Here is a 19,023-nt window from a genome sequence, read left to right as displayed (position 1 = left end):
GGTGTGCTGAGATTCCGGTCAGGCCGACCTCACCGGAATATCCTCACCACATCGTCTTCTTCGCCCTCTCCGGCCATTCCCGATCGTAAGTCACGCCGTCGATACTCTTGCGGCTGGTGATCTCCAGGATCTGGCCCGGCGTCGGCAGCGACTTCGGGTCGACATGCTTTTCCGGGTTCCAGAGGTCCGAGCGCACGATGGCGCGGGCGCACTGGAAATAGACGGTGTCGACTGCAATCACGGTGACCGACCGGGCAGGCTTGCCATCGACCGTGAAGGACGCGCAAAGTTCGGCATCGGTGGTGATGTGGGCGCGGCCGTTGACGCGCAGCGTCGTGCCCGAGCCAGGCACCAGGAAGAACAGCCCGACGCGCGGATCGCGAATGATGTTCTTCAGCGAATCGGCGCGGTTGTTGCCACGCCTGTCGGGCATCATCAGCGTCTTTTCATCGACGAGGCGCACGAAGCCGGCAAGATCGCCGCGCGGCGAGCAGTCCAGCCCTTCCGGGCCGCTGGTTGCCAGCGCCACGAAGGGCGAGGCTTCGATGAAGGCGGCATACTCGGGAATCACATGGTCGAGTTCCTTGACGATAGAAGCCTCGCCGGGCAGCCCGTAAAGCGCCTCAAGCTGTTCGACCGATGTGATGAGCGACATCTCTTCGCCTCCTGACCTTTTGCCGGCGCTACTCCTTGTCCATGACGCCTTGACGACAGCTCGTTGCCGAAGTTGACCTTCCGCGCGCTAGGCTAGCGATCGCGGCTGAGGCCCTTCTCGGCAAGCTCGGCGAGATAGGAGTTCCAGCGCTCGTCCTTCTCATGGCCGAGCGTGTGAAGATAATTCCAGGTGAAGATGCCGGTGTCATGGAAATCATCGAAGGTGATGCGCACCGCGTAATTGCCGACCGGCTCGATCTTGAGGATCGCCACGTTGCGCTTGCCGGGCACGGTCACCCGCTGTTCCGGCGAATGACCCTGCACCTCCGCCGAAGGTGAGGCAATCCGCAAGAACTCCGCCGGCAGTTCGAACGGCTGATGGCCGGGAAAGGTCACGGTGAGCAGCTTGCGGTCTTTCGAGACCCTCAGTTCCTTCGGCGCCGTCATGTCTGGTCCTGCGTGAGATCGCGCCCTTCCCTACGCCGCTTCGCGCGATGCGGAAAGACCATAGAAGGCTGCCGACACGCGATGTCGGTCGGGGAATGTTACCAAAGATCAAGACCTTCTATCTTGAATGCGCGGTTGGATCGTATCACATAGCCGTATATAACGACGTCGTTCAGGCCACGGGAAGCGCTTGCAAATGGATATGATCGACCCCTTCGGTCGCACGATCAGCTATCTGCGCGTGTCGGTTACCGACCGCTGCGATTTCCGCTGCACCTATTGCATGGCCGAGGACATGACCTTCCTGCCGAAGAAGGATCTGTTGTCGCTCGAGGAGCTCGACCGGCTCAGCACCGTATTCATCGAAAAGGGCGTGAGGAAGCTGAGGCTGACCGGCGGCGAACCGCTGGTGCGCAAGAACATCATGCATCTGGTGCGCCAGTTGTCGCGGCATCTCGAGAGCGGCGCCCTTGAAGAGCTGACGCTCACCACCAACGGCTCGCAGCTCTCGCGCTTTGCCGCCGAGCTTGCCGATTGCGGTGTGAAGCGCATCAACGTCTCGCTCGACACGCTGGACGCCGACAAATTCCGCCAGATCACCCGCTGGGGCAATCTCGGCAAGGTCATGGAAGGCATCGACGCCGCGCAGGCTGCAGGCCTGAAGGTCAAGCTCAACGCCGTGGCGCTGCGCGACTTCAACGATGCCGAAATCCCCGAGATGCTGCGCTGGGCGCACGGCCGCGGCATGGACCTGACCGTCATCGAGACCATGCCGATGGGCGAGATCGACGCCGATCGCACCGATCAGTACCTGCCGCTGTCGCTGCTGCGCGCTTCGCTGGAGCGCCAGTTCACGCTGACCGATATCCCTTACAAGACCGGCGGCCCTGCCCGTTATGTCCATGTCGCCGAGACCGGCGGCCGGCTCGGCTTCATCACGCCGATGACGCATAATTTCTGCGAAAGCTGCAACCGCGTCAGGCTGACCTGCACCGGCACGCTCTATATGTGTCTGGGCCAGGAAGACGCGGCCGATCTCAGGGCGCCGCTGCGCGCCTCCGAAGGCAATGAGCTGGTCAGCGAAGCCATAGACGAGGCGATCGGGCGCAAGCCGAAGGGGCATGATTTCATTATCGACCGCCGCACCAGCCGTCCCTCGGTATCGCGCCATATGAGCGTCACCGGCGGCTGATTTTTTCTCCGATTTGGTGCAGGATCACCCTTGGTCACGGACCTTGGGGGCATCATGAAGCGTTTTCATCTCATCCAGGGCGCGCCTTTGGCGATCGCCTTATCGTTGCTGGCGATTGCAACAACGGCGGCAATCGCGAAGCCGTTCACCTATGTCAATGCGCGCTTCGGCACCTCCTGCACTTTCCCCGACGAGGTATTCAGCATCACCGAGGCCGAGCCGGAGAACGGCGACGGGCAGCAGTGGAGCGCGCCCGACGGCGCCAGCCTGACCTGCTCCGGCATCTACAACATCGACAACGACACGCCGAAGGGCTTCATCGCCGGCGAGAAGGCAAACACCGGGCCGGGCTACAAGATCACCTACGGCAAGACCGGCAAGAATTGGGCGGTGCTTTCCGGCCTCAAGGGCGACAGGGTGTTCTACGAGCGGCGCCTGTTCGGAAAGGACGGCGTCATCCGCACCGTCTGGATCGAATATCCTTCGTCGCACAAGGCGAAATACGATCCGCTGACCGGCGCGATCGCCGCCAGCCTGCGCGGCCCCTGAGGCGCACGCGACGCGTTGCAAATAATGCTTCCGCGCGGACTTGCGACCGGATTTACCGCCGACCCGTTCCGGCCTAGCCTCCGGATGCGATTTCGCACCCAGGGGGAATTCTCATGCGCAAATTCTTGGCTTCACTTGCAATGCTTGGACTTGCATCGGTGCCGGCGGCCGCTCAGTCGATCGGTGGCACCTACACCGTCGCCGGCACCAATTTCGACGGCTCGAAGTATGGCGGCGAGGCAACCATCACGCTGACCAGCGACACCACCTGCACGATCCATTGGGAAACCGGCGGCTCGTCCTCCGACGGCATCTGCATGCGCAACGACAACGCCTTTTCCGCCGGCTATGTGATGGGCAAGGAAATAGGTCTCGTCGTCTACAAGGTGGAGAAGGACGGCTCGCTGCACGGGCTGTGGACCATCGCCGGCCAGAACGGCAACGGCACCGAGACGCTGACGCCGAAATAAGCATCCAGGGTTTGCAAACGATATTGCGGGCCGCGGGAAACCCCCGTGGCCCATTTCTTTGACGTTGCTGGTTTGCCACCTGCTGTTAGAGGCTTGGCACAGAACATAACCCGGAAACGCCCTTGCCTCCCTCGCCCAATCTTCGCGGCGCACTGTTCATGGTCGTGGCCATGATCGGCTTCACCCTGAACGACGCGATCACCAAATTCTCCTCCGAATCGATGAATATGGCGCAGGTCATGCTGGTGCGGGGCGCCTTCGCGTCGCTCCTCATGGGCCTGCTTGCCTGGCGACGCGGCGCGCTTGCCGATCCACGCGCCATGCTGCAGCCGATGGTGGCAATGCGCGTCGCCGGCGAAGCCGGCGCCACGGTCTCCTTCCTCGTCGCTCTGGCGCACCTTCCGATCGCCAACGTCTCCGCCGTGCTGCAGGCGTTGCCGCTTGCCGTGACGATGGGAGCGGCACTTTTCTTCGGCGAAGGTGTCGGCTGGCGGCGCTGGCTCGCCATCGCCGTCGGCTTTGCCGGCGTGCTGATCATCGTGCGGCCGGGCTTCGAGGGGTTCAGCGTCTATTCGCTGCTGGCGCTAACCAGCGTTGTCTGCTGCGCGGTGCGCGACCTCGCCACCAAGCGCATCCCGCAGGCGATCCCGACCATGCTGGTGTCGACCGCGACAGCTCTGGCCATGACGCTGCTCGGCGCGCTGCTGCTCTCGCCCATGGGCGGCTGGACGCCGATGAGCCCACGAGCGACCGCGCTGCTGGCGCTGGCGGCGGTGCTGGTGCTCATCGGCTATCAGTTCATCATCATGGCGATGCGCTCGGGCGACATCTCCTTCATCGCGCCGTTCCGCTACACCGCGCTGCTCTGGTCGATCCTGCTCGGCCTCGCCATTTTCGGCGACATCCCGGATCTGCCGATGATCGCCGGCGCCGCGGTCATCATCGGCTCCGGCCTCTATGCGCTCTACCGTGAACGCGTCGTCGGCCGGCGTCAGCCTGCCGCCGAAAGCGCTGGACCCGACATGGCGCCGGACGGCATATAGGCGCGATGGACCGGAGCATTGCGGGCATAATCCTGGCGGGAGGCCAGTCGCGCCGGATGGGCGGCGGCGACAAGCCATTGCTGTCGCTGGGCGAAGGCAGGCTGATCGACCATGTCGCCGCGCGTCTCAAGCCTCAGGTTGGCACGCTGGCGCTCAACGCCAATGGCGACCCCGCACGGTTCACTAGCCTCGACATCCCGGTGATCTCCGACACTGTGCCGGGTTATGCCGGCCCGCTGGCCGGCATCCTCACCGGCCTCGAATGGGCGGCAACGAACCCGGCTTGCCGTTCACTTGTGAGTGCGGCCGGCGACACGCCGTTCTTCCCCGGCGATCTCGTTGAGCGCCTGATAGCCGCGGCCAAGGAACGGCCGGGCGCGATCGCGGTCGCCAGTTCCGGCGGCAGGTGGCATCCGACTTTCGCGCTCTGGCCGCTTGGCCTCAGCGATGCCCTGCACCATTTCCTGGTCGATGAGGACAATCGCCGGGTCTCCGCCTTCATGGAGCGGCACAGCTTTGTCCAGGTGGAGTTTCCGATGATCGAGGCCGAAGGCCGGCGGATCGACCCGTTCTTCAACATCAACACGCCGGACGATCTTGCGCAGGCCGAACGTCTGTTGCAAAGCCTCCGGCCATGAGACGCGTATTCGGCATCACCGGCTGGAAGAATTCCGGCAAGACGACCCTGACCGAGAAGCTGGTCGCTGAGCTGGTGCGCCGCGGCTGGACGGTCTCGACGGTGAAGCACGCCCATCATGACTTCGACATCGACAAGCCGGGCACGGACTCCTTTCGCCACCGGCAGGCCGGCGCCATGGAGGTCGCAATCGTCTCCGGCCGGCGCTGGGCGCTGATGCACGAGTTGCGCAACGAGGACGAGCCGACGCTGGACGACATCCTGGCGCGGCTGGCGCCCTCGGACATCGTGCTCGTCGAAGGCTACAAGCGCGAGGCGCACAAGAAGATCGAGGCGAGACGGCTCGACGCCAAGGACCGGACGCCGCTTTCGATCAACGACCCGAACATCGTCGCTGTCGCCGCCGACTTTCCGGTCGAAGGTGAAAACCTGCCGGTCTTCGACCTCGACGATACGAAATCGATAGCCGACTTTGTCGAGCGCACGACCGGCCTCGCCACAAAAGGCAAGTAACGCAACGGCACACGGCGATTGTCGTTTGCTGTTGATTTGCAGTTGCTTTTTTCTTGGAAAGAGTGGGAGTATTCCGCGCAGCGGGCGGTCAAGAAGCCCCGCCCACAAGAGCCGCACGGGACAGCGGCCATGACAATATGAGAGGATTATCATGCGTATTGCACTGCGTATCGCGCTCGCCGCTTCGGCCGCGCTGCTGACACTTGGCGTTGCCCAGGCTCAGGAAAAGACCCTGAGGATCGGCACCGAAGGCGCGTACCCGCCCTTCAACAACCTGACCTCGGACGGCCAGCTCGTCGGTTTCGACATCGACATCGCCAAGGCCCTCTGCGACGAAATGAAGGTGAAGTGCACCTTCGTCGCGCAGGACTGGGACGGCATCATCCCGGCGCTGCAGGCCGGCAAGTTCGACGCCATCGTCGCCTCGATGTCGATCACCCCCGAACGCCAGGAAAAGGTGGACTTCACCCACAAATACTACAACACGCCATCGGCAATCGCGGTGCCGAAGGATTCGCCGCTCAAGGGCGTGACCAAGGCGGACCTCGCCGGCAAGAATATCGGTGTCGCCACCACGACCACGCACTTCAACTATGCCTCGAAGACCTACACCGACAGCACCATCAAGGGTTATCCGAGCAGCCCCGAGGAGCAGGCCGATCTTGCTAACGGCCGTCTCGACGCCATCGAGGACGATATCGTCGTGCTGCAGCAGTGGCTGGATTCGCCCGACGGCGCCTGCTGCAAGATCCTCGGCCAACCGTCGCCGCAGCCGGTCGAGATCTTCGGACCGGGCGCCGGCATTGCCGTGCGCAAGGGCGAGACCGATCTCGTGAACAAGCTCAACGAAGCGATCGACGCTATCCGCAAAAACGGAAAGTACAAGGAAATCAACGACAAGTACTTCAAGTTCGACGTCTACGGCGCCGAGTCCTGATCATAACGCTCGGGGCGGTGAGGAAGTCCTCGCCGCCCTTCCTTCATTCCGGGATCGCCACGGAGACACGCCCCGCCAATGCCGGCGCAAAGCATTTGGACACTTCTCAGTTGGGGGCCCGATGGCTGGAGTGACGATATCGCCTCCGGCGTGCTGGTCACGATTGCGCTGGCGCTCGCCACGCTCCCGATCGGCCTGGTGATCGGCTTCTTCGTCGCTTTCGCCAAACAGTCCCAGGAACCGTCGCTGCGGCTCGCGGCCAACATCTATACGACCGTCTTTCGCGGCCTGCCCGAACTGGTCACGCTGTTCCTGTTCTTCTTCGGCATGCCGCTGCTGCTGCAATATGTCGTACGCCTGTTCGAACCCGAGGCGACGGTCGACGTGAACAGCTTCATTGCCGGCATGATCGTGCTCTCGCTGATCTTCTCGTCCTACGCCAGCGAGGTCTTCCTTTCCGCTTTTCGCGCCATTCCCAAGGGCCAGTATGAGGGCGGCTATGCCATTGGCCTTTCGAAATGGCAGACGATGCGCCTGGTGATCCTGCCGCAACTGCTGCGCATCGCTTTCCCGGGCTTGGAGAATTGCTGGCTCAGCCTGCTCAAGGACACCTCGCTGGTCTCGGTCGTCAACCTCGCCGAGACGCTGCGCAATGCCGGCGTCGCGGCCCGCGTCACCAAACACTCCTTCCTCTTCTACAGCGTCGCGGCGCTGGTCTTCCTTGTGCTGGCCGTCCTGTCGTCGATCGCCACCGGCTACATCCTGCGCTCGCTCGGGCGGAGGGAAGCGCGATGAGCGTCAGCCAGGCTATCGCCATCGACAAGCCGCCGCCGCAGGCGCGCGGCTGGCCGCGCGCGCGTATCGCAGGCTATGCGCTGGTCGGCCTGTGGGTGCTCTTCGGAATCGGCATCGTGGCCTACCTCGTCCACGCCTGGAATGCCGAGTTCTTCGCCAGATATGCGCCGGCCTATCTGCAGGGCCTGGGAACCACCCTGTCGCTGGTGACCATTTCGATGGTGACCGGCGCGATCCTGTCGCTGCCCGTCGCCTATGGACGCATGTCGAAGAACAAGATCCTGTCCGGGCTCGCCTATTGCTACGTCTATTTCTTCCGCGGCACGCCGCTGCTCGTGCAGACCTATCTGGTCTATTACGGCGTCGGCTCCTTCCGGCCGGAATTGCAATCCATCGGTCTCTGGTGGTTCTTCCGCGAGGCGTTCTACTGCGGCGTCTTTGCCTTCTCGCTCAACACTGCCGCCTACCAGGCCGAAATCCTGCGCGGCGCCATCGAAAGCGTTCCGCGAGGCCAATGGGAGGGTGCGGCCTCGCTCGGCCTGCACAAGCTTCAGACGTTGCGCAAGGTCATCATGCCGCAAGCGATCATCGTGGCGCTGCGGCCTTACGGCAACGAACTCATCCTGATGATCAAGGCCTCGGCAATCGTCGCCATCATCACCGTCTACGATCTGATGGGCAACGCGAAGCTCGCCTACGCAAAATCCTTCGACATCCAGGCCTATATCTGGGTGGCGATGGTCTATCTGGTGTTGGTCGAGATCCTGCGCCACGGCGTCGAATGGATCGAGCGCCGGATCACCATTCACCTCAAACGATAGAGCGCTCCTGAGCAATTCAAGGAAAAGTGCGTAGCGGTTAGGCTCGGCGGCTTCGCCATAGCTTTCCGTCCGGAATTGCGGGAAAACAAAGCTGGAGCGGTTCTGAGCTGCCCTGGCATCGGCCTGCACCAGTCGATGCGGCGCTGCGCGCCTTGACGAATTTTTCGCATGGCCTAGACCTTCCGCCACTGAAATCTCCGTTTTTTTGGAAGGCAGGCTATGGCATCGGTTGCATTTCTCGGTCTTGGCGTCATGGGCTATCCGATGGCCGGGCACCTCAGAAACAAGGGCGGCCACGACGTCACCGTCTATAACCGCACTGCGGCAAAGGCCGAGCAATGGGTCGCCCAGCACGGCGGCAAGCTGGCGCTGACGCCGGCCGAGGCGGCCGAAGGCAAGGATTTCGTTTTCTCCTGCGTCGGCAATGACGACGACCTGCGCTCGGTGACGACCGGCGCCAGGGGCGCCTTCGCCGCCATGAAGAAGGGCTCGGTCTTCATCGACAACACCACCGCCTCGGCGGAAGTCGCGCGTGAACTCGCCGAAGCCGCCGACAAGGCCGGCTTTTCCTTCCTCGACGCGCCGGTTTCCGGCGGTCAGGCGGGCGCCGAGAACGGCGTGCTGACGGTGATGGTCGGTGGCGAGCAGTCGGCTTTCGACAGGGCCAGGCCCGTCATCGACGCCTTTGCCCGCATGGTCGGGCTGATGGGGCCGGCGGGCGCCGGCCAGCTCACCAAGATGATCAACCAGATCGCCATCGCCGGCCTCGTCCAAGGGTTGGCCGAAGGCATCCATTTCGGCAAGAAGGCCGGGCTCGATATCGAAAAGGTCATCGAGGTGATCTCCAAGGGAGCCGCCGGCTCCTGGCAAATGGAAAACCGCCACAAGACGATGAATGCCGGAAAATATGATTTCGGCTTCGCCGTCGACTGGATGCGCAAGGATCTCGGCATCTGCCTCGCCGAGGCCAACCGCAACGGCGCCAGGCTGCCGGTGACGGCGCTGGTCGACCAATTCTACAAGGACGTGCAGGACATGGGCGGCAGGCGCTGGGACACGTCCTCGCTGCTGGCCCGTCTGGAAAAATAGACCGCGATGGCCCTGCCCGATCCGAGCTGGAGCGCCGACGACATCGTCGCCCATTTACGCTCGATCGGCAGCGAGGAAAACCGCGCCGGCATGGCGCGGTTCGGCATCAACACCGCGACCGCGCTCGGCGTCGGCAATTCCGACCTGCGGCCGCTGGCGCGCAAGCTGAAGAGGAACCATGAACGGTCGCTGCTTCTATGGGACACCGGCATCCGCGAGGCGCGCCTGATGGCCGCCTTCACCGGCGAGCCGAGGAAGGTCGATATCGCCTTGTGCCGACGCTGGGCCGCCGATTTCGACAGTTGGGAAATCGTCGACACCGTTGCCGACCTGTTTGCGGAAACGCCGTTCTGGCGCGAGCTGATCGAGGAATTCGCCGAGGACGACCGCGAGTTCGTGCGCCGCACCGCCTTCGCCATGCTGGCCTGGGGCGCGGTGCATCTGAAGAAGGAGCCAGACGCGGCCTTCCTTGCCTATCTGCCGATGATCGAGAAGTATGCGGGCGATCCGCGCAACTTCGTCCGCAAGGCGGTGAACTGGGCGCTGCGGCAGATCGGCAAGCGATCGATCGCGCTGCATGCCCCTGCCCTTGCGCTTGCGGAAAAATTGGCGGCGTCGTCCGACAAGACGGCGCATTGGATCGGCAAGGACGCTGTCAAGGAACTGACGGATGCCAAGCAGCTCGAACGGCTCGCCGCCGGAAAGGCCTGACCCCGGCCGTATCCGCTTCATCGAGGTGACGCGGGAAACGCGCGGCCGTTTCGAAGACCTGTTCGAGCAGCCGGGCGCTCCGAAATATTGCTGGTGCATGGCCTGGCGCCACTCCAGCCGCGAGCACATTGAGAACGACGAGAAGAAGCGCATGATGATGGCGCTCATCGATCGAGGCACGCCGGTCGGTATCGTCGCCGAAATCGACGGCAAGACGGTCGGTTGGTGCTCGGTCGCGCCGCGCGAGACCTATCGCAAGCTTTCGAAACATCAGGACGACAACGAAACCGGCGTCTGGTCGATCGTCTGCTTCTATGTGCCGAGGGCTTTGCGCGGTGGTGGCCTGGCTTCGGCCCTGCTGGACGCCGCCGTCGAGCACGCTTTCGCCAAAGGCGCGCGTGTGATCGAGGCCTACCCGGTAGACGAGGCCGCACCGAGCTATCGGTTCATGGGCTTTCGCGACATGTTCGTCGCGCGGGGTTTTCGAGAGACTGGCAAAGCCGGCACTCGCCGGCATGTGATGCGGCTGGAACGTTGATCACGATACGGAAGATGCTATCGCCGTAGATCATGAACCCCGAGTTCTTTCCACATCCACTCGAAGCTGTAGGTTGCCATCGGATGCCTCGGATCGGGCTGCTTGGCAGTCTGGTTTTCGAGATATTTCAGCCAATCAGCGACTTTTTGGCGACCGCTCGTGGTCTTGGCGGCCTGACGGGGCGTCTTGTTCCCTAACATTTTGACGGGTTGGTCGAGCGTTTCCAGATAATGCCGATCTAGGTACTTTCGTATCTCCTGTTCGGCGACCTCCGGCGGGACGTTCGATGGCGATGTTTCGGCACCTTTGCGAGGTCGTCCGGCCTTCATCTGCTCGACGGTCGTGATCTCAGTTAGCGGCGTCCTGACAAGATCGCCGAGAGCCTGTTGGATCAAAGCCGTCCCTCTTGTCGCCCGAGCTGCGGAATTGGTCGACAGATGCAGGAAACGGCCCTTCAACTCGACATTACCCAGCACGAGCGGACCGTTGTCCATCGTGGTGTCTATGGCAGGAGCGGTCGCCGCTTTTGATTTGTCCCTGCCTTTCGGCGTCTCTTCCAGCCAGTTCCAGAATTTCGCGTCCGCCTGCGACAAGGCTGGAATATTGTTCAACCTGGCGGCGATGCCCTCCTGTTTCACGCCGGGTGCAATTGGAAAACGAACGTTATGGAATACGATTTCGTCGCCGTCGGTGTTTTGCAATCTGGGCTCCGCCACCCTTCCAAGGGTGTCGAACAACCATGAGAGCGTGAACATGAATGCTGCAGCCTGCAGCTCGTCATCCTTGATGGCAGGTAGCTTTTTTGTATTTCTTTTGCCGAACAGGCCCTGCAGCCCTTCGAACAATGTTTCTGTGGCTTGCGGGGTAAAGGGCAAGACGCCGCCGGACATGACGTTTTCGCCCATGACGGGTACGATCCGTGCAGCAAGCCTGTCCCATTGCCTCAAAGTCTTGGTGGCGGTACCCTCGCTGACGGCCATCGGCTCGCCACCACGGATAAGGTCGCGCGCCATGAAAGACACTCCCGGAACGACGTTACTCACCTCATACAAGCTCATGACGGAAGTACGCAGCGCCGCCATATAGGCCCTTGATTGCGCTCTTTCCTTCCAGCCTCGGCGCTTCAGATATTCGTCCACGACATTGGTGGGTTCGCCCTCGAAATCCTGCGTCAGGAAATCCTCGAAAACGCAACCCCAAAGGGTGTTCGTCCAGTAGTCACCGAGGACTTCGGCAAGGTCTTCAAACTCCTCTTCGCTCTCGTCGAGGATCGGGCCGAAATGTTCGTTGAAAACTCCCTCGAAACATTCGCGCCATTCGTCGCGGCGGAGGAATTTCATCAGCCCGCTGAGATCATGGCTGGTCGGCATGGAACTTCTCCAGGTACTTGTGCGCCAGGGATCGCGCGACACTGGCTCGCTGCCATCACATCGTCGGGACATTTTCAGCGCCGTTCCCACGACCAGGCAAGACGCGGACAACCATTTCCCGGTGTTTTTTCAGCGCGACGTTCCGCTAGAGCGCTTCGAATTCCATCGGGCCAAAAAATGCCTCAGAGATCACGGCAGTTTTACCCGCTCGCAATCACGGACCGGCCAGAATGGCACCAATGAACAACCCTCTCAACACAGGCACGATCATCGCCGCGGTACTTGGCCTTGGCGTTAGTCAGGCCTCGGCAGAAACCGCGCATATTTTCTGGAAGGATCTGCGCCCGGCGACGCAAGCCGTCGCCGCGGACGCCAATCTGCCGATGATCGCGGCTAAATTGCCCGATCACGGCGAGACACTGTCGCTCAATCTGCAAGACAAGACCATTCAGTTAGCCGGCTATGCCTTGCCGGTGGACCGTGACGGAGACCTCGTCTACCAGTTCCTGCTGGTGCCATGGACGGGCGCCTGCAGCCACATGCCGACGCCACCGCCGAACCAGATCATACTGGTCACGCCTGCCCATCCCTTCAAGATGGCGAAAGCCTACCAGCCGGTCTCCGTCACCGGCGTGCTGAAGCCAGGCATGGAGAAAAGCCAGCTCTTCATCCTCGACGGCGCCCTGATCGTCCAGTCCGGCTACACCGTGCGCAAGGCCGAGGTGGAGAGCGTCGACACAGTGCCAGACGCCGTCGCGCTTCCGGTCAACTCGCCGTGGAATTTTCTCAACAAAAAGAAGAACTAGATGTCGCCGCTTCGCGCATAGCGGGAAGCGGCGAACGCCCAATGCTCAGGCCGCGTTGGCGCCCGACTCCTTGTCCAGGACCATGTAGTCGAGCGGGATCTCGGTCGTGTACTTGATCTGCTCCATGGCGAAGGACGACGACACGTCGCGGATCTCGATCTTGGCGATCAGCCGCTTGTAGAACGCGTCGTAAGCGGCAATGTCGGGCACCACCACGCGCAGCAGATAATCGACGTCGCCGCTCATGCGGTAGAACTCGACCACCTCCGGAAATTCCTGGATGACCTCGGAGAAGCGCCGCAGCCATTCATGGCTGTGCGAATTGGTGCGGATCGACACAAAAACGGTGACGCGCACATTGACCTTCTCGTGGTCGAGAATGGCCACGCGGCGCTTGATGACGCCCTCTTCCTCGAGCTTCTGGATGCGCCGCCAGCACGGCGTGGTCGACAGGCCGACTTTCTTGGCGACATCGGCGACCGCAAGCGTCGCGTCCTCCTGCAGGAGGCGGAGAATTTTTCGGTCAAGGCGGTCCATCGGGAGAACTCCAGGGGAATAGTTTCGCCATAATCCCTTTTATCGAGGCCTTTCACAAGAAAGAAATTCTGCCAATGGTGGCAAAAGCGAGTGATATCTTGCCGAATGCTTAGCTGATGCGATAGCGGATTTCCGACCGCAGGAAAGGCAGCAAATCCATTTCAAACCAGGGATTCTTCTTCAGCCACCCGGTGTTCCGCCAGGACGGATGCGGCAGCGGCAGCACTTTTATGCCGGCCTCCGCATCCCAGATCGTGCGCCAGTTCTTGACCGTTTCCGTCAGCGAAGGCCCGCGCGCCATGCCCATGTGCCAGGATTGCGCGTAACCGCCGATCGTCAGCACCAGGTCGATCTGGGGCATCAGCGCCATGAGCTCGGCGCGCCAGGCCGGCGCGCATTCACGGCGGGGCGGCAGGTCGGCGCCCTTGGCATCCTGGCCGGGAAAGCAGAAGCCCATCGGGACGATGGCGAACTTTTTCGTATCGTAGAACTCTTCGCTGCTGACTCCGAGCCAGCTTCGCAACCGATCCCCGGAAGCATCGGTGAACGGCATGCCCGATATGTGCACCTTGGTGCCCGGCGCCTGGCTGGCGAGCAGGATCCGGGCTTTCGATGAGGGCCTCAGCACCGGGCGCGGCTCATGCGGCAAGGGCCGGCCGCGTGGGTGCTCGACGCAGATGCGGCAGGCCCGCACTCTCGCCGTCAGGCTCTCCAGCGCTTGGCTGATGTCCGCCGGGTTGTCCAACAGCCAGGCCTCAGGCGGTCGCGCTTGGCCGGCTGGAGAGCGCCGCGTGCCAGCGCAGCACGTTCGTGCACTCCTCGGGCACCCTGATGCGCGCCGGCTTCATGAAGTCGATGGCGATCAGCCCGGTGATGTCGGCGACCGAATAGGCATCGCCGGCGGCGAACTCCCTGTCCGCCAATTCCCGGTCGAGAAGATGCAGGAACTCGATGGCCTTTGGCTTGTTGGCCTCGCCCCATTCAGGAATCTGCGGCACTTCCCACTCCTTCATCGCAGGGTGGATGTGCCGGAAGGCAGCGGCCACGCAGCTCAGGAGGTTGAACTCCATGCGCCTTTGCCACATCTCGACCTTGGCCTTGCCGAGCGCTCCCTTCCCGAACAAGGCGGGCTCGGGATGCAACTCCTCGAAATAGCGGCAGATGGCGATGGATTCGGTGATGATGGTGCCGTCGTCGAGCTCCAGAACCGGCAGCCGCCGCAACGGATTGCGCGATGCCACGGGCTGCTCGCGGTGCTCCAGCGCGCCCATGTCGACGGGCACCAGCGGAACGGTCAGTCCCTTTTCCGCCAGGAAAACCCGGACCCGCCTGGGGTTGGGCGCGCGGCCGCCATCGAACAGCTTCATTTCTTTCTCCGATCTTCCATCCCGATCATAGGGCCCGCTTCCATGCATGTCGCCCAAAAGTGCGCAGCGGTTTTGGGAGAACGACATGCATCGAACAGAGAACGCATGTCGCCCAAAAGTGCGCGGCGGTTTTGGGGAGACGACATGCATCGAACGGAGCATCGCCGGAAGCGGCATCATCGGAAGCGAAAGAACTCGCGCAGCGCATCGCCGAGCGAAGCCAACGTGCCGTGCCTTCTCTCGACCGGTTGATCGTGATGGCTGTCGCGCCAGTCCTGCGGCTCGTCGAAGGAGCCGGCCCAGATGCCGGCTTTGGCGGCTCTGGCGACTGCCTCCTCGGTTTCGAAGTCGCCAAAGGCGACGGCCCATCCCGCTTGCACTTGAGCACGGTTGAGGCTCGTTTCGCCCGCCTTGCAGTCGCCGAGCAGCCTTCCATAGCGGTCGCGCTGCCAGCCGCTGCAGATGACCGGCCTGCCGGCGATCAGCCGCACCAGGGACTGCCGCGCGAGCTTGCCGCAAGGGTAGTCGGCGCCATCCTTGCGGCATGTCTGCACGTATTCCGGAGCGTCGATGCCGCGCATACGGATGCGCTCGGCGCCGAGCGTGATCGAATCGCCGTCATTGACGATGGCCGTGCCTTGCTCCTTGCGCGTCTCGAACCGGTCGAGCCGCGCCGCCACCAGGATGAACACCCCAAGCAGGACCGCGGTCAGCCCGTAATCCAGCAGCCTGCGCCAAAGGCTTCGCGGAGGCCGCGCAACATAGCGCCGGCGCGGTCCTCGCGGCCAGGAACGGCTCATATGGCAAACAGTCTCTTAATCATTCGAACGTAGCTTAACGAACTGAAAATCGCTGCGCGCGGAAATTGAACTTGCATGCCTTTGCTACGCTCGGACACAGCGGACAAATTCATTGTGGACCGCAGGAAACCGCATCGCAACAGCGATGTGGCGCGCGCGGTGCGCAGGACGCGCGACCGCCTTTCGCAGCAAGCCGGCAGTCTTGATTTCGACCGCGAGCTGCTCAAGCTCCATGCGCGCGCCATGGTGGTCAGCGCGGCGGCGATTCCTCTGCTTGTGCTTACGGTGGCGGCCGTCGGCCGCTTCGCGGGCCTGGACAACCAGGTCGCCATCTGGGCTCTCTTCACGCTGCTTTGCTACACCATCGTCACCTTCATGGCGCGGCGTGTCGAGCGCACGGAAGCGGCCGAGCTCGACCCGGTGCAGACGCACCGCGATTTCCTGATCGGCCACGCGCTTTGCGGCCTCGGCTGGGCCTGGTTCGCATGGCTGGGCTGCGAAACATGCCAGATCGACCAGTTCCATATCGTCAAGGCCATGGTGCTTCTGGTCGCTATGGCAACGACCGCGGTCATGGCGTCGTCACTGGGCGGCGCCCTGCTCGCGACCTTCGCCATTCCCGTGGCGGTCTATGTTTATACTGTCCTGCCCGTGTGGATGCCGGTCGAAGCGATCATGGCCGCGCTGCTTGTCGCTGCCCTGCCCTTTTTCGGCTATGTCGCGCGTCATCTCAATCAGGCTTCGTGGATGGTGCTTTCCTTTCGCTCGGAAAAGGACGCGCTGATCGCGGAGGTGGAGACGGCGAAGTCGATGTCCGACGAGGCACGGCGGCGCGCCGAGGATGCCAATCTGGCGAAGTCGCGCTTCCTCGCCTCGATGAGCCACGAGCTCCGGACGCCGCTCAACGCCATCCTCGGTTTCTCCGAGGTGATGGCCAATGAGGTGCTCGGGCCGATGAACAACCCGACCTATCGCGACTACGCGCATGACGTGCACGAATCCGGCCAGCATCTGCTCGACCTGATCAACGAGATCCTCGACCTGTCGCGCATCGAGGCCGGCCGCTACCAGCTCAACGAGGAGCCGGTGGCGCTGGTGACGATCGTCGAGGACTGCTGCCACATGATGGAGCTGAGAGCCCGCAACAAGGACATCCGCGTCAGTCAGGAGTTCGAGACCACCTTGCCGCGCCTGTTTGGCGACGAGCGCGCCATCCGGCAGATCACGCTCAACCTGTTGTCCAATGCGATCAAGTTCACCCCGTCGGGCGGCGAAGTGCGCGTGCGCGTCGGCTGGACGGCGGGCGGCGGCCAGTACATCTCTGTCAAGGACAACGGCCCCGGCATTCCGGAGGAGGAGATCCCGGTGGTGCTTTCCGCCTTCGGCCAGGGCTCGATCGCCATCAAGAGCGCAGAACAGGGAACCGGCCTCGGCCTGCCGATCGTGCAGGGCCTGCTCGATATGCATGGAGGCGAGTTCGAGCTTCAGTCCAAGCTGCGCGAAGGCACCGAGGCCATCGCCATCTTCCCGCTGAGCCGGGTGATGGAGGAATTGCCGGCGCTGCCGACCAAGGCCGTCGCCGCACGCCGGCGTTAGCTCGGGGCACAGTTCAGAGCCGCACCGCCGCCGCCATGCCCGAACTGGTGAGCGCCGCCGCCTTGACCAGCCCGGCCGCCAGTCCGGCCCCCACCCCTTCGCCGTGACTGACACCGAGATCGAGCAGTGGCGCGAGCCCAAGCTGCTTGGCGACTTCGGCGTGGCCGGGCTCCGGCGACAGGCTGGCAAGCAGGCAATGGTCGATCGCGGAAGGATTGGCTTTGTGCAGAACCGCGGCGGCAGCCGTCGCCACGAAGCCGTCGAGAAGCACCGGGATCTTCTGCATGCGCGCGGCGAGAATGGCGCCGCAGATCGCCGCGAGCTCGCGGCCGCCGACCCGGCGCAACGCTTCGAGCGGATCGCCAAGGCTGGCACCGTGGAAGGCCAGCGCCCGATCGACCGTTTCCGCCTTGCGCGCCATCATCGCCGCATCGGCGCTCGATCCCTGCCCGACCCAGCCGGCACCCTTGCCGCCGAACAGCGCCGCGCCGAGAGCGGCCGCAATAGTCGAATTGCCGACACCGAGATCGCCCAGGCAAAGAAGGTCTGCGCCGCCCGCGACCGCTTCCATGCCGAAGGCCATGGTGGCGGCGCAGCCGCGCTCGTCGAGCGCCGCTTCTTCCGTGATGTCGCCGGTCGGAATGTCGAGCGCCAGGTCGAAAACCTTCAGGCCGAGATCGTTGGCGATGCAGATCTGGTTGATCGCCGCACCTCCGGCAGCGCAGAGTTCGACGGCATTGGCGGTCGCCGAAACCGGCCGCGGCGAGATGGCGTGCCTCACAGCGCCGTGATTGCCGGCGAAGATCGCCACCAGCGGCCGGTTGACGGCCGGCGGCGCGCGCCCGCTCCACGCGGCGAGCCAGGCCGCGATGTCCTCGATCCGGCCCAGCGAGGCTTTCGGCTTGTCGGCCCTGGCAAACAGCGCGCGGACACGGGCTTCGGCGGCAGCGTCCGCCGCCGGCAGCGTCGCCAGGAGAGTGCGGAAATCATCGAAAGGCTTTGCGTTCATGTCGGATGCGGTCTCTTTGCGGGAACAGGCAGCGGCATAGCCGCCTTCACCGCCCGGCACAACCGCCCCGGCGATGCCGCGAAAGCGCCGATCGGCGGCGCATTGCGGAGGGCTTGCATTGGCTTTGCGGTTGCACCATGTGGAGTGAAGGCAAGAGAACAGCATGACCGCCATCGAGTCTCCCTGCATACTCGTCTGCTCGATCGACATGAAAACCGGCTTCTGTTTCGGTTGCGGCCGCACGCGCGATGAGATCGCCGGCTGGATCGCAATGACGCCGGAAGTCCGGCGTGCGGTCATGGCCGAGTTGCCGTCGCGGCTGGAAACGGTCGAACGCCGGCCACGGCGCGAGACGCGGCGCGCCCGCATGGCGCGCGAGCGCGACATGCTGTGAGAAAGCGCTGGCCGTGAGAAGGGCTTGGCCATGAACCGCCTGTTCTGGATCGTCATGCTGGTGATCGGCACCGGGCTGATCCTGCTGATGATGAACGATTCCGCCGGCCGCACCTTCGGCATCGAGAACCACGATTTCAGCAGGTTGATCTGGGTTGGCGTCCTGGTAGCGGTGATCGGCGCCAGCCTCGTCCGCTCGGGCCGGCCGCTCGGCGACATGGCGCGCAATCTCGGCGTCTGGGCGGCAATCGTGCTGGCGCTGATCGCCGGCTACCAATATCGCTACGAGCTGCAGGACGTCGCCAGCCGCGTCACGGCCGGCCTTGTCCCGGGAAGCCCGCTGGCGCTCGGCGTGGATAATGGCCGCGCCACCGTGACGCTCGACAAGGCCGACAATGGCCATTTCGAGGCCCGGATTCTCGTCAACGGCAGGCCGGTGCGCACGGTGGTCGACACCGGCGCGACCAGCACGGTGCTGACGGCGGAGGACGCCCAGGCAGCCGGCTTCAATCCGGCGACGCTCAGCTACACCGTGGACGTCTCGACCGCCAACGGCATGGCGCGCGCGGCAACGGTCAGGACCGATGAAGTCGCGATCGGCGGCATCGTGCGCAAGGATATGCCGGTCATGGTCGCGGCGCCCGGCATGCTCGAGCAAAGCCTGCTCGGCATGAACTTCATCAGCTCGCTGTCGGGCTTCGACGTGCGCGGCGACCGCATGATCCTGCGCGATTAGCCTCCCGAAAGGC

23 protein-coding genes and 1 pseudogene are annotated in these 19,023 nt (G+C 63.3%); 16 read left to right on the top strand and 8 right to left on the bottom strand.

Annotated features, from left to right (window positions below; genetic code table 11):
* Positions 1-43: 43 nt before the first annotated feature.
* Positions 44-655 carry a pyridoxamine 5'-phosphate oxidase family protein gene (locus tag RFN30_RS05675; protein ID WP_320261156.1) on the bottom strand — a complete coding sequence of 204 codons (612 nt, stop codon included), beginning with the start codon at positions 653-655 and terminating at the stop codon, positions 44-46.
* Positions 656-747: 92 nt separating this feature from the next.
* Entirely contained in the window at positions 748-1,101 is a 354-nt protein-coding gene (locus RFN30_RS05670; protein WP_320261155.1) for a gamma-butyrobetaine hydroxylase family protein, read from the bottom strand.
* A 196-nt stretch (positions 1,102-1,297) separates the two neighbouring features.
* On the opposite strand from RFN30_RS05670, the gene moaA reads away from it, so the two are divergent.
* The 12 genes and pseudogenes from moaA to RFN30_RS05610 all read left to right on the top strand — a co-directional run bounded on the left by moaA (position 1,298) and on the right by RFN30_RS05610 (position 10,396).
* Positions 1,298-2,293, top strand: coding sequence for a GTP 3',8-cyclase MoaA (moaA, locus tag RFN30_RS05665; protein ID WP_320261154.1), 996 nt, complete (start codon positions 1,298-1,300; stop codon positions 2,291-2,293).
* A gap of 54 nt (positions 2,294-2,347) precedes the next feature.
* Entirely contained in the window at positions 2,348-2,842 is a 495-nt protein-coding gene (locus tag RFN30_RS05660) for a hypothetical protein (protein WP_320261153.1), read from the top strand.
* 113 nt (positions 2,843-2,955) lie between these two features.
* The gene (locus tag RFN30_RS05655) at positions 2,956-3,312 is read left to right on the top strand and encodes a hypothetical protein (RefSeq protein ID WP_320261152.1); all 357 of its coding nucleotides are present in this window, start codon (positions 2,956-2,958) and stop codon (positions 3,310-3,312) included.
* Between the two features lie 122 nt (positions 3,313-3,434).
* Positions 3,435-4,355 carry a DMT family transporter gene (locus tag RFN30_RS05650; protein ID WP_320261151.1) on the top strand — a complete coding sequence of 307 codons (921 nt, stop codon included), beginning with the start codon at positions 3,435-3,437 and terminating at the stop codon, positions 4,353-4,355.
* 5 nt (positions 4,356-4,360) lie between these two features.
* Positions 4,361-4,993, top strand: coding sequence for a molybdenum cofactor guanylyltransferase MobA (gene mobA / locus RFN30_RS05645; RefSeq protein WP_320261150.1), 633 nt, complete (start codon positions 4,361-4,363; stop codon positions 4,991-4,993).
* A complete protein-coding gene (gene mobB / locus RFN30_RS05640) occupies positions 4,990-5,505 on the top strand; it encodes a molybdopterin-guanine dinucleotide biosynthesis protein B (protein ID WP_320261149.1) in 516 nt (171 codons plus the stop codon). Before mobA ends, mobB begins: the two co-directional genes overlap by 4 nt.
* 151 nt (positions 5,506-5,656) lie before the next feature.
* Positions 5,657-6,442: an ABC transporter substrate-binding protein gene (locus RFN30_RS05635; protein WP_320261148.1), complete on the top strand. Its 786-nt coding sequence runs from the start codon at positions 5,657-5,659 to the stop codon at positions 6,440-6,442.
* A 78-nt stretch (positions 6,443-6,520) separates the two neighbouring features.
* Positions 6,521-7,237 carry an ABC transporter permease gene (locus RFN30_RS05630; RefSeq protein WP_320261147.1) on the top strand — a complete coding sequence of 239 codons (717 nt, stop codon included), beginning with the start codon at positions 6,521-6,523 and terminating at the stop codon, positions 7,235-7,237.
* Entirely contained in the window at positions 7,234-8,058 is an 825-nt protein-coding gene (locus tag RFN30_RS05625) for an ABC transporter permease (protein WP_320261146.1), read from the top strand. The genes RFN30_RS05630 and RFN30_RS05625 overlap by 4 nt, the downstream gene beginning before the upstream one ends.
* Positions 8,059-8,274: 216 nt before the next feature.
* A pseudogene (locus RFN30_RS05620) lies at positions 8,275-9,147 on the top strand (NAD(P)-dependent oxidoreductase); the annotation flags it as partial.
* 6 nt (positions 9,148-9,153) lie between these two features.
* Complete coding sequence (locus RFN30_RS05615; protein WP_320261145.1) at positions 9,154-9,858, top strand: DNA alkylation repair protein; 705 nt, start codon at positions 9,154-9,156, stop codon at positions 9,856-9,858.
* The gene (locus RFN30_RS05610) at positions 9,818-10,396 is read left to right on the top strand and encodes a GNAT family N-acetyltransferase (protein ID WP_320261144.1); all 579 of its coding nucleotides are present in this window, start codon (positions 9,818-9,820) and stop codon (positions 10,394-10,396) included. Before RFN30_RS05615 ends, RFN30_RS05610 begins: the two co-directional genes overlap by 41 nt.
* Positions 10,397-10,413: 17 nt before the next feature.
* Here the strand turns inward: RFN30_RS05610 and RFN30_RS05605 are convergent, their stop codons facing one another.
* Complete coding sequence (locus RFN30_RS05605; RefSeq protein WP_320261143.1) at positions 10,414-11,766, bottom strand: DUF7986 domain-containing protein; 1,353 nt, start codon at positions 11,764-11,766, stop codon at positions 10,414-10,416.
* A gap of 239 nt (positions 11,767-12,005) precedes the next feature.
* Between RFN30_RS05605 and RFN30_RS05600 the strand changes: the two genes are divergently transcribed.
* Positions 12,006-12,572: a DUF3299 domain-containing protein gene (locus RFN30_RS05600; protein ID WP_320261142.1), complete on the top strand. Its 567-nt coding sequence runs from the start codon at positions 12,006-12,008 to the stop codon at positions 12,570-12,572.
* Positions 12,573-12,617: 45 nt separating this feature from the next.
* Here the strand turns inward: RFN30_RS05600 and RFN30_RS05595 are convergent, their stop codons facing one another.
* The 4 genes from RFN30_RS05595 to RFN30_RS05580 form a co-directional block, all read right to left on the bottom strand.
* Entirely contained in the window at positions 12,618-13,109 is a 492-nt protein-coding gene (locus tag RFN30_RS05595; RefSeq protein ID WP_006205209.1) for an Lrp/AsnC family transcriptional regulator, read from the bottom strand.
* Positions 13,110-13,218: 109 nt separating this feature from the next.
* Positions 13,219-13,854, bottom strand: a complete 636-nt coding sequence (locus RFN30_RS05590) for a uracil-DNA glycosylase family protein (RefSeq protein WP_430698669.1) — start codon at positions 13,852-13,854, stop codon at positions 13,219-13,221.
* A 10-nt stretch (positions 13,855-13,864) separates the two neighbouring features.
* Complete coding sequence (locus RFN30_RS05585; RefSeq protein ID WP_320261141.1) at positions 13,865-14,476, bottom strand: glutathione S-transferase; 612 nt, start codon at positions 14,474-14,476, stop codon at positions 13,865-13,867.
* A 176-nt stretch (positions 14,477-14,652) separates the two neighbouring features.
* Positions 14,653-15,276 carry a thermonuclease family protein gene (locus RFN30_RS05580; RefSeq protein ID WP_320261140.1) on the bottom strand — a complete coding sequence of 208 codons (624 nt, stop codon included), beginning with the start codon at positions 15,274-15,276 and terminating at the stop codon, positions 14,653-14,655.
* Between the two features lie 75 nt (positions 15,277-15,351).
* Between RFN30_RS05580 and RFN30_RS05575 the strand changes: the two genes are divergently transcribed.
* On the top strand, positions 15,352-16,872 hold the full coding sequence (locus RFN30_RS05575; RefSeq protein ID WP_320261139.1) for a sensor histidine kinase: 1,521 nt from the start codon (positions 15,352-15,354) through the stop codon (positions 16,870-16,872).
* Between the two features lie 13 nt (positions 16,873-16,885).
* On the opposite strand, the gene RFN30_RS05570 is transcribed toward RFN30_RS05575, so the two are convergent.
* Positions 16,886-17,881: a nicotinate-nucleotide--dimethylbenzimidazole phosphoribosyltransferase gene (locus tag RFN30_RS05570; RefSeq protein ID WP_320261138.1), complete on the bottom strand. Its 996-nt coding sequence runs from the start codon at positions 17,879-17,881 to the stop codon at positions 16,886-16,888.
* A gap of 163 nt (positions 17,882-18,044) precedes the next feature.
* Between RFN30_RS05570 and RFN30_RS05565 the strand changes: the two genes are divergently transcribed.
* Together RFN30_RS05565 and RFN30_RS05560 are read left to right on the top strand one after the other, a co-directional pair.
* Positions 18,045-18,275 (top strand): DUF1289 domain-containing protein, encoded by a 231-nt coding sequence (locus RFN30_RS05565; RefSeq protein ID WP_320261137.1) that lies wholly within the window; start codon positions 18,045-18,047, stop codon positions 18,273-18,275.
* A 30-nt stretch (positions 18,276-18,305) separates the two neighbouring features.
* Complete coding sequence (locus RFN30_RS05560; RefSeq protein WP_320261136.1) at positions 18,306-19,010, top strand: TIGR02281 family clan AA aspartic protease; 705 nt, start codon at positions 18,306-18,308, stop codon at positions 19,008-19,010.
* Positions 19,011-19,023 lie beyond the last annotated feature (13 nt).

This window comes from Mesorhizobium dulcispinae (assembly GCF_033977345.1).
GTDB classification, from domain to species: Bacteria; Pseudomonadota; Alphaproteobacteria; order Rhizobiales; family Rhizobiaceae; genus Mesorhizobium; species Mesorhizobium dulcispinae.
Note: the sequence above shows the minus strand (reverse complement) of the source record. Positions and strands in the feature narration are given on the sequence as shown.